At 44.6% G+C, this 16,148-nt stretch carries 15 protein-coding genes; 4 read left to right on the top strand and 11 right to left on the bottom strand.

The features are described from left to right. Window positions 1-486 precede the first annotated feature (486 nt). From OQJ86_RS24780 to dusA, 7 genes are all read right to left on the bottom strand, one after another. Window positions 487-1,266 carry a phosphoadenylyl-sulfate reductase gene (locus tag OQJ86_RS24780; protein WP_038865467.1) on the bottom strand — a complete coding sequence of 260 codons (780 nt, stop codon included), beginning with the start codon at window positions 1,264-1,266 and terminating at the stop codon, window positions 487-489. Then, complete coding sequence (gene cysI, locus OQJ86_RS24775; protein WP_265991794.1) at window positions 1,259-2,995, bottom strand: assimilatory sulfite reductase (NADPH) hemoprotein subunit; 1,737 nt, start codon at window positions 2,993-2,995, stop codon at window positions 1,259-1,261. The genes OQJ86_RS24780 and cysI overlap by 8 nt, the downstream gene beginning before the upstream one ends. Further along, a complete protein-coding gene (locus OQJ86_RS24770) occupies window positions 2,995-4,866 on the bottom strand; it encodes an assimilatory sulfite reductase (NADPH) flavoprotein subunit (RefSeq protein WP_104047804.1) in 1,872 nt (623 codons plus the stop codon). Before OQJ86_RS24770 ends, cysI begins: the two co-directional genes overlap by 1 nt. Before the next feature lie 116 nt (window positions 4,867-4,982). Then, complete coding sequence (locus OQJ86_RS24765; RefSeq protein WP_265991791.1) at window positions 4,983-5,213, bottom strand: hypothetical protein; 231 nt, start codon at window positions 5,211-5,213, stop codon at window positions 4,983-4,985. A gap of 151 nt (window positions 5,214-5,364) precedes the next feature. Further along, window positions 5,365-6,033, bottom strand: coding sequence for a TIGR04219 family outer membrane beta-barrel protein (locus OQJ86_RS24760; RefSeq protein WP_038865474.1), 669 nt, complete (start codon window positions 6,031-6,033; stop codon window positions 5,365-5,367). Between the two features lie 100 nt (window positions 6,034-6,133). After that, the gene (pspG, locus tag OQJ86_RS24755; RefSeq protein ID WP_005438463.1) at window positions 6,134-6,349 is read right to left on the bottom strand and encodes an envelope stress response protein PspG; all 216 of its coding nucleotides are present in this window, start codon (window positions 6,347-6,349) and stop codon (window positions 6,134-6,136) included. A gap of 163 nt (window positions 6,350-6,512) precedes the next feature. Next, window positions 6,513-7,493, bottom strand: a complete 981-nt coding sequence (gene dusA, locus OQJ86_RS24750) for a tRNA dihydrouridine(20/20a) synthase DusA (RefSeq protein ID WP_039975357.1) — start codon at window positions 7,491-7,493, stop codon at window positions 6,513-6,515. Window positions 7,494-7,777: 284 nt separating this feature from the next. On the opposite strand from dusA, the gene zur reads away from it, so the two are divergent. Beyond that, window positions 7,778-8,242 carry a zinc uptake transcriptional repressor Zur gene (gene zur, locus OQJ86_RS24745; protein ID WP_038865518.1) on the top strand — a complete coding sequence of 155 codons (465 nt, stop codon included), beginning with the start codon at window positions 7,778-7,780 and terminating at the stop codon, window positions 8,240-8,242. 9 nt (window positions 8,243-8,251) lie between these two features. After that, on the top strand, window positions 8,252-8,713 hold the full coding sequence (locus OQJ86_RS24740; protein WP_005381269.1) for a chemotaxis protein CheX: 462 nt from the start codon (window positions 8,252-8,254) through the stop codon (window positions 8,711-8,713). A gap of 103 nt (window positions 8,714-8,816) precedes the next feature. Here the strand turns inward: OQJ86_RS24740 and pgi are convergent, their stop codons facing one another. After that, a complete protein-coding gene (gene pgi, locus OQJ86_RS24735; RefSeq protein ID WP_265991771.1) occupies window positions 8,817-10,469 on the bottom strand; it encodes a glucose-6-phosphate isomerase in 1,653 nt (550 codons plus the stop codon). Between the two features lie 306 nt (window positions 10,470-10,775). Between pgi and OQJ86_RS24730 the strand changes: the two genes are divergently transcribed. Then, window positions 10,776-11,195, top strand: coding sequence for a secondary thiamine-phosphate synthase enzyme YjbQ (locus OQJ86_RS24730; protein ID WP_265991769.1), 420 nt, complete (start codon window positions 10,776-10,778; stop codon window positions 11,193-11,195). 51 nt (window positions 11,196-11,246) lie between these two features. Here the strand turns inward: OQJ86_RS24730 and OQJ86_RS24725 are convergent, their stop codons facing one another. The 3 genes from OQJ86_RS24725 to OQJ86_RS24715 are packed head-to-tail and all read right to left on the bottom strand — an operon-like array spanning window position 11,247 to window position 14,937. Further along, on the bottom strand, window positions 11,247-12,443 hold the full coding sequence (locus OQJ86_RS24725) for a hypothetical protein (protein ID WP_265991767.1): 1,197 nt from the start codon (window positions 12,441-12,443) through the stop codon (window positions 11,247-11,249). 3 nt (window positions 12,444-12,446) lie between these two features. After that, the gene (alr, locus tag OQJ86_RS24720) at window positions 12,447-13,532 is read right to left on the bottom strand and encodes an alanine racemase (protein ID WP_038865520.1); all 1,086 of its coding nucleotides are present in this window, start codon (window positions 13,530-13,532) and stop codon (window positions 12,447-12,449) included. Window positions 13,533-13,536: 4 nt separating this feature from the next. Further along, complete coding sequence (locus OQJ86_RS24715; RefSeq protein ID WP_038865480.1) at window positions 13,537-14,937, bottom strand: replicative DNA helicase; 1,401 nt, start codon at window positions 14,935-14,937, stop codon at window positions 13,537-13,539. Window positions 14,938-15,258: 321 nt separating this feature from the next. On the opposite strand from OQJ86_RS24715, the gene OQJ86_RS24710 reads away from it, so the two are divergent. Beyond that, on the top strand, window positions 15,259-16,023 hold the full coding sequence (locus OQJ86_RS24710) for a DUF481 domain-containing protein (protein WP_038865481.1): 765 nt from the start codon (window positions 15,259-15,261) through the stop codon (window positions 16,021-16,023). The last annotated feature ends 125 nt before the right edge of the window (window positions 16,024-16,148 follow it).

Below are 16,148 nucleotides of genomic sequence, written 5' to 3'. Positions count from 1 at the left end.
AGTTCATTGAAACCTAATTTGATACCGAGGTATCTAATTGGATTATCATCAACGAGTGCCCACACAGATTGATAGGTCTATATTTTTAAAGAGCGATTCTTCTTTGTGACTCACATCACTTCGGAAGAGACGGCCATTCTAGCGAGATAACTTTTTGTGTCAAACACTTTTTCAAATTATTTCGCTTTTCTTTCTGACCTTATCGAAGTTGCTTGAGCCCTTGTGAGCGCTTGCCCTGTCGATGAGGTGGCATTATAGAGATCGCGCTCACGTTGGCAAGTGTTATTTTGCAAAAATTGCAAAAATAATGGTTAAACGTCGACTTTTCATTCAAAGGCTTGTTTATCCAACTTTACCCCAAAGAGTTAAACAACTTATCCACAGAGTTATCCTTTTTTGCCCATTTTTACTTACTGTAAATAAAGAAAGCTGCTTTACAGCAGCTTTCTTTATTTAGCCGATACGTGTGTTTCGGCGTCTAAATGACTAGATGCCAGAACCATCTTGTTCTGCGCCCTCATCTTCATGAAGACCACACTCTCGTTTTAAACCGAAGAAGCGGGTTTCTTCTTCTGACATGCCTGGTTCCCACTTCCTTGTTGTATGAGTATCACCTACCGAAAGATATCCTTGGTCCCATAGAGGGTGATAACTTAAACCATGTTCTTCTAGGTAGTAATGCACATCTTTATTCGTCCAGTCGATCACTGGTAAGAATTTAAATACACCATTTTGAATCGACAAGATTGGTAGACCTGCACGAGATTGGCTTTGCTCTCGACGCAATCCTGAAAACCAAGTACCGACATTTTGCTCACGCAGAGCCCGCCGCATTGGTTCTACTTTGTTTATCTTGTTGTACTTTTCAATTCCCTCTATACCTTGTTCCCAAAGTTTTCCGTAACGAGCTTCTTGCCAATGGGCGCTTTCTTTTGCTCGGTATACTTTAAGGTTGAGGCTCAGTTGCGCTTTCAACTGGTCAATAAATTGATAAGTCTCCGCAAATAGATATCCGGTGTCCGTTAGGATGATTGGAATGTCCGGCTTTTGTTGTGTCACAAGATGGAGCATCACTGCTGCTTGGATACCGAAACTGGATGAGACTGCGAACTCCCCTTCCAAATTCTCCAATGCCCACTTTACTCTCTCTTGTGCCGAAAGCTGTTCGAGCTCGACATTGATTTGAGCAAGACGGAGGATTTGCTCCGTCTTAGTTAATGTCAGTAACTCTGCTAGCTCCGGGTTGGACGCTACAGAATCAAGCATGGAAATCCCTCTTTGATATAAACACTTCTTGGATAATGCCAGCTCGAATCGTGAAATCGCCAAATGCTTCGCCATCTTCACGTTCAGCAGCCCAACGAGCCACCAGCTGATCAATCTCTTCTAAGATTTGCTTATCCGTAATGTTCTCTTTATACATCTTCGGTACTCGAGTACCGCCGCGGTTACCACCTAGGTGTAAGTTGTATCGACCCGGAGCTTTACCAACTAAGCCGATTTCTGCCAGCATTGCTCGGCCACAGCCATTTGGACACCCTGTTACACGAAGAATGATATTGTCTTCTTCCGATAGACCATGCTTTTCTAGAATATCTTCAACATCAGTAACAAACTGAGGAAGATATCGTTCAGCCTCAGCCATCGCGAGCGGACAAGTAGGAAATGCGACACACGCCATCGAGTTCTTACGCTGCTCACTCACACCATCATTCATTAAGCCATGTTCACGAGCAATCTTCTCGATCTTCGATTTTTGGCTTTTTGGTACACCAGCAACAATCAAATTTTGGTTTGCCGTCATGCGGAAATCGCCTTTGTGGATTTTGGCAATTTCAGCAACACCTGTCTTAAGTGGTTTACCTGGGAAATCCAACAGACGACCGTTTTCGATGAAGAGTGCTAGGTGATGCTTACCATCGATCCCTTCAACCCAACCAATACGGTCACCACGTTCTGTTAATTCGTAAGGGCGACTTTGCTCAAACTTAACACCAGCACGCTTTTCTACTTCTGCTTTAAAGACATCACTTCCGACACGATCTAATGTGTACTTCGTTTTTGCATTCTTACGGTTCGAACGGTTACCCCAATCACGTTGCGTTGTTACTACAGCAGCCGCAACATCAAGCGTTTTCTCTAATGGGATAAAACCAAAGTCATCCGCTCTGCGTGGATAAGTTGATGTATCGCCATGCGTCATCGCGAGACCACCACCAACGAGCACGTTAAAACCAACCAGCTTGCCGTTATCTGCAATCGCTACGAAGTTAAGATCGTTAGCGTGTACGTCTACGTCATTTTGCGGTGGGATAACCACTGTGGTTTTAAACTTACGTGGTAGATAGTTCTTACCTAGAATCGGTTCGTCTTCTTCCGTGCTTTCTACTTTTTCACCGTCTAACCAAATCTCTGCGTAAGCGCGTGTCTTCGGTAATAGATGTTCACTGATCTTCTTCGCCCACTCGTAAGCCTCTTGGTGTAGCTCCGACTCCACTGGATTAGTGGTACACAACACGTTACGGTTAACATCACCCGCGGTAGCAATCGAATCAATACCAATGCTGTTGAGCGTTTGGTGCATCAACTTGATATTTGGTTTTAGCACGCCGTGGAACTGAAACGTTTGACGAGTCGTAAGACGAATACTTCCATATAAAGAGTGCTCAGTTGCAAACTTGTCGATCGCTAGCCATTGCTTTGGCGTAATGATGCCGCCCGGCATACGTGCACGAAGCATGACATTGTGCAGCGGCTCCAACTTTTGCTTAGCACGCTCATTACGGATATCGCGATCATCTTGCTGGTACATTCCGTGGAAACGAATCAACTGGAAGTTATCTGCAGTAAAACCACCGGTAATGCGGTCTTGCAGATCTTGTTCAATCGTTCCACGCAGTAAGTTACTTTCTCTTTTAAGGCGCTCGTTATCCGAGAGTGGACCAAGTACCTCACCTAATACTTCTTGGCTGTTTGATTGTTGATTCGCGCTCATTAGTACACATCCCTTTGGTAACGTTTCGCTTTACGTAGATCGTTGATAAATGCTTCTGCTTCTTCACGAGATAGCTTGCCTTGTTGCTCAGCTACAAATACCAGCGCATCGTGAACATCTTTTGCCATACGAGTGGCATCACCACATACATAGATGTAGGCACCATCTTGAATCCATTGCCACACTTGTTCAGCGTTTTCTAGGATGCGATGTTGAACATAAACCTTCTCTGCTTGGTCACGACTAAACGCAACATCAAGGCGAGTCAGCAAACCTGACTTGAGGTACTTCTGCCATTCAACTTGGTAAAGGAAATCTTGAGTAAAGGTACGGTCACCAAAAAACAACCAGTTCTTGCCTTCCGCGTCACGGTTATCACGCTCCTGAATGAAGCTGCGGAAAGGCGCAATACCGGTACCAGGACCAACCATGATGATTGGTGTGTTGTCATCTTGTGGCAGTTTGAAGTTATTGTTGTGCTCAACAAACACTTTCACTTCACCACCATCTTCTAGACGTTGAGCGAGGAAACTCGATGCGCCGCCGTAGCGCTTCTCATCACCTTTATCGTATTCAACTAATCCGACGGTTAGGTGAACCTCTTCATCAACTTCGGTTTGGCTTGAAGCGATAGAATATAGACGAGGTGTCAATCGACGAAGTAAACCAACCAACTCTTCTGCACTTAGCTTGGTCTTCTTCTCCGCAAGCACATCTACGACTTGAGTGTTTGCTGCGTACTCACGAAGTTTGTCTTTATCTTCCACTAGCTTTTGTAGTTTCTTACTACCAGATAGCTCTGCAAATTTGGTGACAAACTGAGGGTTTGATGCGGTGATTTCATATTTGCTAACCAATGCACTATGAATAGAAAGGCTTTCACCATCCACTTCTACACTTTCTACACCGGATAGACCAGCCTTAGCTAAGATAGCATTGGCTAATTCTGAACTATTATCGAACCACACACCTAAAGCATCGCCGGCTTGATAAGTTAAACCTGAGTCCTCGAGGTCAATCTCTACGTGGCGAACATCTTTGCCCGAATCACGACCCGTGATTTTCTGGCTAGTCAGTAACGTTGCGGTATATGGGTTTTGCTTGTTATAAGCAGAGTGGCCAGGAGCGGCTTGACCAACAGGAAGTTGAACCACTTCCGCTTCGTTACCAGAAGAAAGCGCTTCTTTTACTTGCTCAAGCGCTTGTTTACGCCACTCTGCGGCCGGCGCTTCGTAATCCACATCACAATCAATGCGATCGATGAAGGCAGTTGCACCTAGCTTAGATAAGTAAGTATCGAAGTCTTTACCCGTTTGGCAGAAAAATTCGTAGCTAGAATCGCCAAGAGCGATCACCGCATATTGCAGGTTTGGTAGCTTAGGCGCTTTCTTTGATTGAAGGAATTCATGCAGCTCAATGGCATTATCTGGCGCCTCACCCTCTCCATTAGTGGACGCAACGATGATTACATGCGTCTCTTTAGCAAGATTTTTGCCTTTGTAATCACTAGCATCAAATAGCTCTACAACAATGCCTTCTGCTTTGGCTTCTTGCTCTAGTGCTTCAGCAACACCTTTCGCATTGCCGGTTTGAGAAGCAAAAATGATGCTTAGCTTGCCTGCTGGTTTTGCAGCAACAGAAGCAGCAGCCTGTGCTATTGGGCCTGCAGCTGCTGAACTTGGTTGGTTTTGCGCTAAACCCCAAAAATAACCACTGACCCAAGCGAGTTGTTGTGAAGATAACTCAGAGACAGTTTGCTGGAGTGAACTAAATTGCTGGTCATTCAGAGGGCTTGCGATTGGTGGGTTTCCACCTTGCCCATTATTTTCTTCCGACACATTCTTGTAAGACTCATTCTTTTGAAAAGACATTGTCACGACATCCCTATTCATTGCGTGACGATAGATTAACCACTCTCCCTAATAACAAGAAAGAATAGATGTGAATGTTTTATAACTTTTTGGAAGTAAGAAAATCAAAGTTAGGGTCAACGATCTTCAATCCGAACTTGTTGAAAGCCGACTGCCATGGCCGATTTAGAGGCCGTATCGAGGTCATCATAGAGACATTCTTCCCCATGAGTATCGGTAAGACAGACAAAACCACCACGGACATGTCTAAACTCAACTACCCAACCTCCTTCTTGTATTGAAGGTTCGATAATGGCTTCTACCAGCTGGTTATCACGAAATAGATGTCTCAATTCATTTATTGTCATCGCAATCCTTGCTCCAACTTTTATACATTGCTCCTAAATAAGCATGGTCGAAGTCTGAAAACTTGGGCGATTAATTCGATTGAATATAATGAAGTGATATAAAAAAACGCCGCTTATAAGGCGACGTTTTAAAGAAATAAGTTAATTATGTTTAGAAAGAGTATTGAGCACCAACAAAAAAGCCATCAGCAAAAATGAACTCTTTACCTAAGCTCGATAAGAACTCTTCTGACTCAAGGTCAATCACACGGTAGCCACCACGGAAGGTCAATTCAGATTCCTGGAAAGGGATACGGTACTGAACACCTGCCATTAGGTCGGTGCTCTTGATGCCTTTGCTATCGCCGAAGTTCATCTCACCAATCACATCGAAGTTGGTATTAGGTACGGTGATTTCTGCGTAGCCATACCAAGCCCAGATAAGTTCATCAAACTCTTCCGTGCGGGCATTTGTACCCGCATCCACATACTTAGTGTCACTCAAATTACTAAAGGTCAGACCCGCATCGAAATGCAGTAAGTCATGTTCAAGAATTTGGTAGTAAAGAGTGAGATCTAATTTGTCGAAACCCATGTAATCTGCATCAACGTTAGAATAACGAAGGCGAGCATTTGGCACGTATTTTATGTCGTGCTCAACCGCAGCATAGAAAGAACCAGTTGTATTGCTATCTCTTCTTACTTCATTAACTTTAGTATCTGCCACCCAAACTTCTGCACCTACAGTGGTAGTAAAAGAAGAAGCTTCTTCATTTGCAAAACAAGGATAAGACGCTGCCAACGATAGTGTCGTTAAAGCGATGGTCGCTTTATATGTCATGTAATTTTTACTCCGAGATAGCTGATTTCAACATTAAGGGGCATGTGAGAAATATTATCATACTCTCACTGCCCTCTATCAACTAAATCTCTACAATCCGTTACTTATAGCGCGGCTGGGCAACGAAGTTTTTGAAAAACCATATACCAAGTGCTATCACAATTAACCAGGGCAATAGTTTTAGCACAGCTCCAACCATGCCCAATAAGAACATCACCACCAATGCAATGCCAGTCGCAGCAAATACAGTCACCATCGTAATACCAGTCACGAGCAAAGTTGCCGCAAATACTAAAATAAAGATCAGCTCCAACATAATCACTTCTCCTTTGTTTTAGTTTTACTAGAGCAGGTTCTGTACCAACTTATTAAAACAAGAATAAAACCATGATCTATAAGTAAAAATAAAGCCAGAGACATTTCTGCACTCTGGCTTTTCTATTTGTGAGTTGGTAATTTTCACCAACCACTGGTGAAATTTACACGTTCAATTCTTTTGGAATCTTCGCCAGTGCATCTTGCAACACCTCTAAACCAGAACCTGGCTTGTGTGCATTCTCACTGATGTGGCGACGCCATTGACGAGCACCAGGCATACTTTGAAATAAGCCCAACATATGACGAGTGATATGGCCAATGTAAGCACCCTTTGCAAGTTGTGCTTCGATATACGGGTACATCTCTTCAACGATCTCACTGCGCTTCTTCACTGGTGCGGTTGAACCAAACAATTCTTGGTCAACAGATGCTAGCAAGTAGGGGCTTTGATAAGCTTCACGACCAATCATCACACCATCTAAATGTTGTAGATGCTCTTTCGCTTCTTCTAATGACTTTACGCCACCGTTCACAGCGATAGTCAGGTGAGAGAAATCTTTCTTCAACTGGTAAGCGCGTGGGTAATCCAACGGTGGAATCTCACGGTTTTCTTTCGGGCTTAAACCACTTAACCATGCTTTACGCGCGTGGATGGTGAACTGCTCACAGCCGCCTTTCTCTGAGACGATAGATACAAAGTCCGTTAGGAACTCGTAAGAATCTTGGTCATCAATACCGATACGAGTTTTTACCGTAACAGGAATATCAACCACGTCTTTCATCGCCGCAACACAGTCCGCAACCAGTTGAGGCTCTGCCATTAGGCATGCACCAAAGCGACCGTTTTGAACACGATCAGATGGGCAACCCACGTTTAGGTTAATCTCATCGTAGCCACGCTCTTGGGCTAACTTAGCGCACGTTGCCAAATCAGCTGGGTTTGAACCGCCAAGTTGAAGGGCTAACGGGTGCTCTTCTTCGTTATAAGCTAGGAAATCTCCTTTTCCATGAATGATCGCACCTGTTGTTACCATTTCGGTGTACAGCAGGGTTTCTTTGGTCATTAAGCGATGGAAGTAGCGACAATGACGATCCGTCCAATCCAACATTGGTGCTACAGAGAGCCTGCAAGAATGAGTCATGATATAAACACCCGTTTTTACGTTGCCAAGGTAGAGCGCGGCGTTGCGCCCCAAAAATTAAGTCGGGTATTGTATACCCACCGTGCAATGGATGCGAGCGCTGTGAATCGCCGCCCCAACACCCTATTTCGGCATTGGTATCTCGTTCTGTGATATCCATTGCTCACTCTACTCTTCATCGACTTGCTTTAGTTCATGATTTTCGGTCTGATAGTAGGTAAAATGCAGTATTTCTAAACGAACTTCGTATAGAAATGGTTTATCATAAAGCACGTCCGATAGTTATGGTGAAAGATTTGGACCCAACAATCCTTGAACAAATTGAACAAATCTGCGCTGAGCGCGGAGTAAGATTGACGCCGCAGCGCCGACGCGTTTTTGAGCTAATTTGTTCTAATCGCCGCGCCTCTAGTGCGTATGAGCTATTGGAGCAACTGAAAGAGAGTGAGCCTCAGGCTAAGCCACCGACTGTTTATCGAGCATTAGATTTTCTTCTAGAACAAGGCTTTATTCATCGAGTGGAATCAACGAACAGTTTTATTACTTGTTGTTCGTTCAATACTCAACAGCATTTTTTCCAACTGTTAATTTGCGATAAATGTGGCGATGTCGTTGAACTCGAAGACGAGACGCTGATATCCTTATTAGCCAATAACGCCGAGAAACATGGATTCAAGCTAACGAATCAAGTTATCGAAACCCATGGCGAATGCCAGGCGTGTTCCTCGGAGACGAAAGAAGAAAGATAGAAGAACGTTATGCGCGCTGAATTTGTAAACCCGTTTTTAGCTTCTTTAATGAATGTTCTAAAAACTATGGCTTCGCTAGAACTGAAGCCACAAAAACCGCGAATCAAGAAAGATGAGATCGCACGAGGTGACGTTTCTGGTCTTATTGGTATGGTTGGCCCACAAACTCGTGGTTCAATGTCGATTACCTTTGATGAAGCGTTAGCACTAGAAATCATGCAAAACATGCTTGGAGAACGTCCAAACGGACTGAACGAGGAAGTGACTGACATGGTTGGTGAGATCACTAACATGGTGACTGGTGGTGCGAAACGTATTCTAGCGGAAAGTGGGTTCGACTTTGATATGGCAACGCCAGTTGTGGTATCAGGTAGAGGCCATACCATTCGCCACAAGTGTGAAGGCTCAATCATCATCATGCCTTTCTCTTCACAGTGGGGAAATGCCTTCATCGAGATTTGCTTCGAATAATAGAGAATAAATAAGTTGGTAAATGCCAACCTATTTGTTTCTGTCTCAGACAATAAAAAAGGTCAGCACTTGCTGACCTTTTCTTTTTCTATCTATTCAAACATTAAGCTTTAAAAGCTTTGAATGCGTTGATTAGACCATTTGTCGAGCTGTCGTGAGAGCTGATTTCTGACTCATCTGCTAGCTCAGGTAGGATTTGGTTTGCCAGTTGTTTACCTAGCTCAACACCCCATTGGTCGAAGCTGAAGATGTTCCAGATAACGCCTTGAACGAAGATTTTGTGCTCGTACATTGCGATCAAGTTACCTAGCGTGCGAGGTGTGATTTGCTTAACTAGGATAGAGTTCGTTGGTCGGTTACCTTCAAATACTTTGAACGGTACTAGAGACGCCATTTCTTCTTCGCTCTTACCTGCTTTCGCAAATTCTGCCTTCACAGTTTCTGCTGACTTACCAAATGCCAATGCTTCTGTTTGTGCAAAGAAGTTAGACATCAGTTTTTGGTGGTGGTCGCTTGCTGGGTTGTGGCTGATTGCAGGTGCAATGAAGTCACATGGGATCAACTTAGTGCCTTGGTGAATCAGCTGGTAGAACGCGTGCTGACCGTTAGTACCTGGTTCACCCCAAATGATAGGACCAGTTTGGTAAGTCACTGCATTACCTTCACGGTCAACATACTTACCGTTAGATTCCATGTTACCTTGTTGGAAGTACGCCGCAAAACGGTGCATGTACTGGTCATAAGGGAGGATTGCTTCAGACTCAGCGCCGTGGAAGTTGTTGTACCAAATACCGATCAAAGCAAGAATCACAGGGATGTTGCTTTCTAGATCTGTCGACACGAAGTGGTTATCCATCTCGTGAGCACCGTCCAGAAGCTCGATAAAGTTGTCGTAACCTACAGCCAATGCAATTGAAAGACCGATTGCTGACCATAGTGAGTAACGACCACCAACCCAGTCCCAGAACTCAAACATGTTGTCTGTGTCGATACCAAATTCAGATACCGCAGGAGCGTTAGTAGAAAGCGCTGCGAAGTGCTTAGCAACGTGTGCTTGATCGCCAGCAGTTTCTAGGAACGAATCACGAGCAGAGTGCGCGTTTGTCATGGTTTCTTGAGTCGTGAATGTCTTAGACGCGATCAAGAATAGTGTTGTCTCTGGATCGACTTTCTTCAGAGTTTCAACGATGTGAGTACCATCAACGTTAGAAACGAAGTGCAGGTTTAGGTGGTTTTTGTATGGTGCTAGAGCTTCAGTCACCATGTAAGGACCAAGGTCAGAACCACCGATACCGATGTTTACGATGTCTGTGATTGCTTTACCTGTGTAACCTTTCCACTCACCGCCAATTACGCGATCAGTGAATGATTTAATTTTATCAAGAACTGCGTTTACCGCAGGCATCACGTCTTCGCCGCCAACCATTACTGGCTTGTTAGAACGGTTACGCAGTGCAGTGTGAAGAACAGCGCGATCTTCTGTTTTATTGATCGCTTCACCACTGAACATCGCTTCAATTGCTGACTTAAGCTCAGTCTCGTTAGCAAGAGCGAAAAGGTGCTTCAGAGTGTCCTCGTTGATTAGGTTCTTTGAGTAATCGACTAGGATGTCTGAGCCAAAGCGTGCAGAGTATTTGTCGAAACGCGCAGCGTCTTGAGCAAATAGCTCTTTCAGATCCATATCTTGTGCAGATTCGAAATGCGCAGTTAGCGCTTTCCAAGCTTGTGTTTGCGTTGGGTTGATATTTTTCAACATGGTCTTTATCCCGATGTTACAGTAGGTTCCATTCCTTACAGTCTAGCGAAAACTGTGGAATCCCCGATTTAGCAAAAAGAATATAAATTAGATGTTTGGGCGAATTGCCACAAAACAAGGCTTTGTAATTTTTTTTCAATCATCAATTATGACCGAGTGCCTTTACACTCACATTGAGTTAGGTCACGTTCCCTGTTTCGAATTTGAACAATTCATTTAAGATGTCGGGAATCATATCATCTACTCATGATAGGCTCTAATTGGATTAGGATAGACGCCAAATCGAATTTTTCCAAAGGAACATATATGTGGGCACAAAAAATACTGCAATTAAAAGCGCGTCAGCGTGGTTTCCATCTGGTCACTGATGAAATTGAACAACAATTACCACAAATCCAATCGCTTTCAGTAGGTTTGTTACATTTGTTTATTCAACATACGTCCGCTAGCCTGACCTTAAATGAAAACGCAGACCCAACAGTACGTATGGACATGGAAGCCCACTTTAATAAGTTTGTGCCTGAACGAGCGCCTTACTACCAGCACACTTATGAAGGCGATGATGATATGCCAGCCCATATTAAAGCGTCTTTACTTGGCAGTAGTGTGACAATTCCCATCCAAAACGGTCAATTAGCGTTAGGAACATGGCAGGGTATTTACTTGGGTGAGCACCGCGATTACGGCGGAAGCCGTCGTGTCATCGCAACCATCAACGGTGAATAGTTCAGATAAAACAAAGGCTAACCAACTGGTTAGCCTTTGTTTTATCTCAATTTAGAAGGGCTGATTGATCATTACTCGGAAGGTGCCTTCATCAGCACCTTTGGCCATTTCAGCACGAACAACAATACCCTCGACTTGGAAGCGCACTGCACCACCGATGTTCCACTTCATGTCTTCATGTAATGTTTTAAGATTGTATTCATCTGCAACTCTACCCACTTCGACAAAAGCTACCCACTGCCACCATGGTAAGTCGTAGTAGTTAATCAATGGAATATCATCGAGCGGTTGCCAATCTGGCAATACACGATACTCAGCAGAGTAGTGAATCGCGCTGCGTCCATGGTAACGACCAGCTGTATAACCACGTAGACGATACAAACCGCCTAGACGAACTTGTTCTTGTTCTGGTGGACGACTACACACTGCACCATCACATTGATCCCACGTCGGCGTATCTGCAGTGAAAAAATCAAAGGCGAGCACTTGTTGATCGAACCAATCCCCTAACGGCCCCAATGAATAATATTGGCTGTTTTGAAATTCCCACTTTAACCACAGATCCTCTGATTGCAAACTGTCCGCGCCAGTGGTTAGGTCGAAAGAGGTATGAGAGCCACGCGTCGTGTTACGTACACTGTCTCGGTTATCCCAATCAAAGGTCAGAGTAAAGCCCGTCGCTTCTTCCTTTTTATCATTGTAGATATCCAACTCTCGAGACGAGTAAAAAGGCGTGAAGATGATGGAGCTCACTCCCGAGTCAATTGGAGAAGCAAAGCTCACATCTCGAACCGGTTGGAATGCGCCAAGTAACCCATGTTCACGGACATTCCCCCAAGGCAGTAAGTACTTGAATCCAAGCTTATAGTTATCTTCGTCTCCATTGGTCACGGTTTTATCTTCCGTTGAAGAGTCATTCGAGCCTTGGTTGCCTAAATAGTACGGATTATCGTTAAAACGCGCTTGGTACATCTGCGTACTGAACAACAGGTTTGAAGATAGAGCGTAATTGAAGGCAGAAAGAAAACCGACATAGCTATCTTTCTCAGAATAAAGTCCCATTCCGAATAAAGCCGCTTGAGGCTGACCGACACCTTTCGCAACCCCGGCTAAACCGACGGTGCTACCCATGGTATCCGTACTGAAATAGAAAGGAACAAATGCTGAATCTTTCTCTTTCGCCAGCGTCTGTGGAGATAAAAAAAGGCTGGCAGAGAATGCCAGCACTGAAAATAATATTTTCTTCATGGGTTACTTCGAATATTCCATTTCGACACGAGAAGTCAGTTTAGTCACTAACTCATAAGCAATGGTGCCAATGTGGCTTGCCACCTCTTCTGCAGGGAGTTCTTTCCCCCACAGTATTGCTTCATCACTGACCTTATCTGTCGCATCAGGGCCGAGATCAACAGTCAACATGTCCATTGAGACTCGACCGGCAATAGGCACTTTGCGACCATTGACCAAAACGGGTGTGCCATTCGGGGCAGTTCGTGGGTAACCATCGCCATAGCCAACCGCAATGACCCCTACTTTGGTATCACGCTCGCTGGTCCACATACCACCATAGCCAACACTTTCGCCTTTCTTCACCTCACGAACTGCGATCAAGTGCGATTTTAGTGTCATGACCGGTTGATAGCCAAGTTCTTGCGCCGTTTTATCATTGAATGGTGAAACACCGTACATGATGATCCCCGGACGAACCCAATCCAATTGACTTTGTGGCCAAGCAAGTAAACCAGCTGAAGCTGCAAGAGAGCGCTCTCCCTGACAACCAGCAGTCAAAGACATAAAACGTTCAATCTGCTCAGGAGTGATGTTGCTGTCTAGCTCATCTGCACAACCGAAGTGACTCATGTAACGGAGTGGTTTCGCTACGTTTGAACACTCTTTTAAGCGTGAAACGAATTCGTCGTATTGCTCTGGACGAACCCCCAAGCGATGCATACCGCTGTCGATTTTAAGCCAAACGACCACAGGGGTTTCCAGCTCTGCTTGCTCCAGAGCAACAAGCTGTTCTTCACAGTGCACAACCGTTTGAATGTTGTTGGTCACTAAAATAGGTAAGTCACCTGGTGAGTAAAAACCTTCTAGCAGCAGAATGGGTTTTACCACACCACAAGCGCGTAATTGCAGCGCTTCTTCAATTCGTGCAACACCAAAGGCATCGGCGTGTGTCGCATGCTTCGCGACATGACGTAGACCATGGCCGTAGCCATTGGCTTTGACCACCGCCATCACTTTGCTGTCTGGTGCTTGCTCTTTTACACGTTGCAGGTTGTATTGCAACGCAGACAAGTCAATGCATGCCATCGCGGCTTTCTTGTAACTCATTGCATTACTCATCATCAATATCAAATGCTGGACCCGCGTAATTATCAAAGCGCGAGTGTTGTCCTTGGAAGGTCAAGCGTACTGAACCGATAGGACCATTACGTTGTTTACCCAAGATAATTTCTGCGGTGCCTTTGTATGGGCTATCTGGGTGATAAACCTCATCACGGTAGATGAACATGATCAAGTCTGCATCCTGCTCGATAGAGCCTGATTCACGCAAGTCCGAGTTAACTGGGCGTTTATCAGAACGTTGCTCTAGGGAACGGTTAAGCTGCGATAGTGCGACAACTGGCACGTTCAGCTCTTTTGCTAATGCTTTAAGTGAACGTGAGATCTCTGCAATCTCAAGAGTACGGTTATCCGACATTGCAGGGACACGCATCAACTGAAGGTAGTCGACCATGATCATTGATAGACCACCATGTTCACGAGCGATACGACGTGCTCGCGAGCGAACTTCTGTTGGAGTTAGACCTGAGCTGTCATCAATGTACATGTTCTTCTTCTGCATCAGGATACCCATGGTAGAAGAAATACGCGCCCAATCTTCATCGTCTAGCTGACCAGTACGGATCTTGGTTTGGTCAACACGAGAAAGAGACGCAAGCATACGCATCATCAACTGTTCTGCTGGCATCTCTAGCGAGAAAATAAGCACCGGCTTTTCTTGCTGCATCGCGGCATTTTCACACAAGTTCATCGCAAAGGTCGTTTTACCCATCGATGGACGCGCAGCAACAATCACCAAGTCAGAGCCTTGTAGGCCAGCCGTTTTCTTGTTGAGGTCAGTAAAACCAGTATCGACACCTGTAACACCATCTTGTGGTGTTTTGTACAGAATCTCGATACGTTCAAGTGTTTTTTCAAGAATGTTATCCACGTTTTGTGGGCCTTCATTCTCACTGGTACGAGCCTCTGCAATTGCAAAAACTTTACTCTCGGCTAGGTCAATTAAGTCTTCAGAGCTACGACCTTGAGGATCGTAACCTGCATCCGCAATCTCATTGGCTACACCAATTAAACCGCGCACAATCGCGCGTTCAGCAACGATATCGGCATAAGCATTAATATTCGCAGCACTTGGTGTGTTTTTGGCCAGATCGGCAAGGTAAGCAAAGCCACCCACATCTTCAAGCTGTTCATGACGCTCAAGATGTTCAGAAAGTGTGATTAAGTCGAGAGGCTTACCCGCTTCTAGTGTGGTTTTCACGCCTTCGAAAATAAGACGGTGTGGACGGCTATAGAAATCACTGCTGACAACACGCTCTGCAACGGTGTCCCAACGTTCATTGTCCAGTAAGAGACCACCAATCACTGATTGCTCGGCTTCCAGTGAGTGAGGTGGCACTTTGATTGCGTCTACCTGACTGTCTGAAGGTTTGCGATTTCTGTTTTCCGCCATGACTTTGCTCGATAACTACTAATGACCCAAGATTATAACCTTAAACCCAACCAAGATGCTTCCCCGATGCGACAATTACTTGTTAAGAATTCAACAAGTGAATGACTAACAATCTGCTTTTCATCGCAGTTAACTTTTGTGATTTAGTTAGAATCGATTTATCCGTAGTGAAACAGATAGTTCACTAAGTTTAGTCGTTCGAGAGGGAGCCTACACCTTGGTTCTTACGTTTAGGTCTAATAAAATTTAACCTACCATTGACCCAATAAAATATCTGTATCAGTATCATGCCCTCCTTTTTTAATTACGTTCGAGGTATTTGTGTCCCGATACTGGTTACTTGGCTTTAGCTTACTTTGCACGGGAGCATCGTTCGCTGAAGAATCAGTACAGCCAGAGCAAGAAATTGAAGTGCCCGATCCTCTACTTACTGAGGTCGAGTTCGGCTATCAAGCTCACACAGGTAACACGGACTCTCGTTCCCTGAATGCTCGTCTGAGTGCTGAATATACTTCTGGCCGACACCGTTCAAACGGTGAATGGAAGTATTACAACCTTTATAAAGATGGTGAAGAAGACAAGCGTTCTTCGACCTACACCGCGCAAAGTGACTACAAGTTAGGCTCAAAGACTTATTTGTACGGCAGTTTTAAAGGGGTTGATTCGCGCTACAGTGCTTACTTTAAAGACTACACACTTTCTGGCGGTCTGGGTTACCAGTTCGCCTATACAGAGAATTTCACGCTAGAGGCGGAGATCGGTCCTGGCTTTCGTTATCAAGAACCAAACCTTGATGAGATAGACGATGACGATATCGTCTTTCCTGATATCGTTCGAGAAGGCATTTTCCGTGGGAATATCAATACCACGTGGCATGCTTTGGATAACTTAAGTTTTTCTGCCGACATTACCTTAGTAAGTGGTAAAAGCAACACGCGTGTCGATAGTGATCTCAGCGTGACTAACGACATCACTGAAGATATCGCCTTAAAGTTGGCACACTCGCGTCAATACCACGATAAAGTGCCAGAGGGGCTCAGTAAAGCAGACAGTGTATTCTCTGTAAACTTACTGTTCGCCTTCTAATTCTCACTTTTTCTCTGAAAATCAGACATAAAAAAGCACCTCAAAAGAGGTAATGCCGATCAGTTAAGAAATTAATAGACTGATCAATTGAACGATCCCACCAGTGTGTAAAAATCCGATAGACC

The organism is Vibrio sp. Sgm 5 (assembly GCF_026241575.1).
Classification (GTDB): domain Bacteria; phylum Pseudomonadota; class Gammaproteobacteria; order Enterobacterales; family Vibrionaceae; genus Vibrio; species Vibrio jasicida.
Note: the sequence above shows the minus strand (reverse complement) of the source record. Positions and strands in the feature narration are given on the sequence as shown.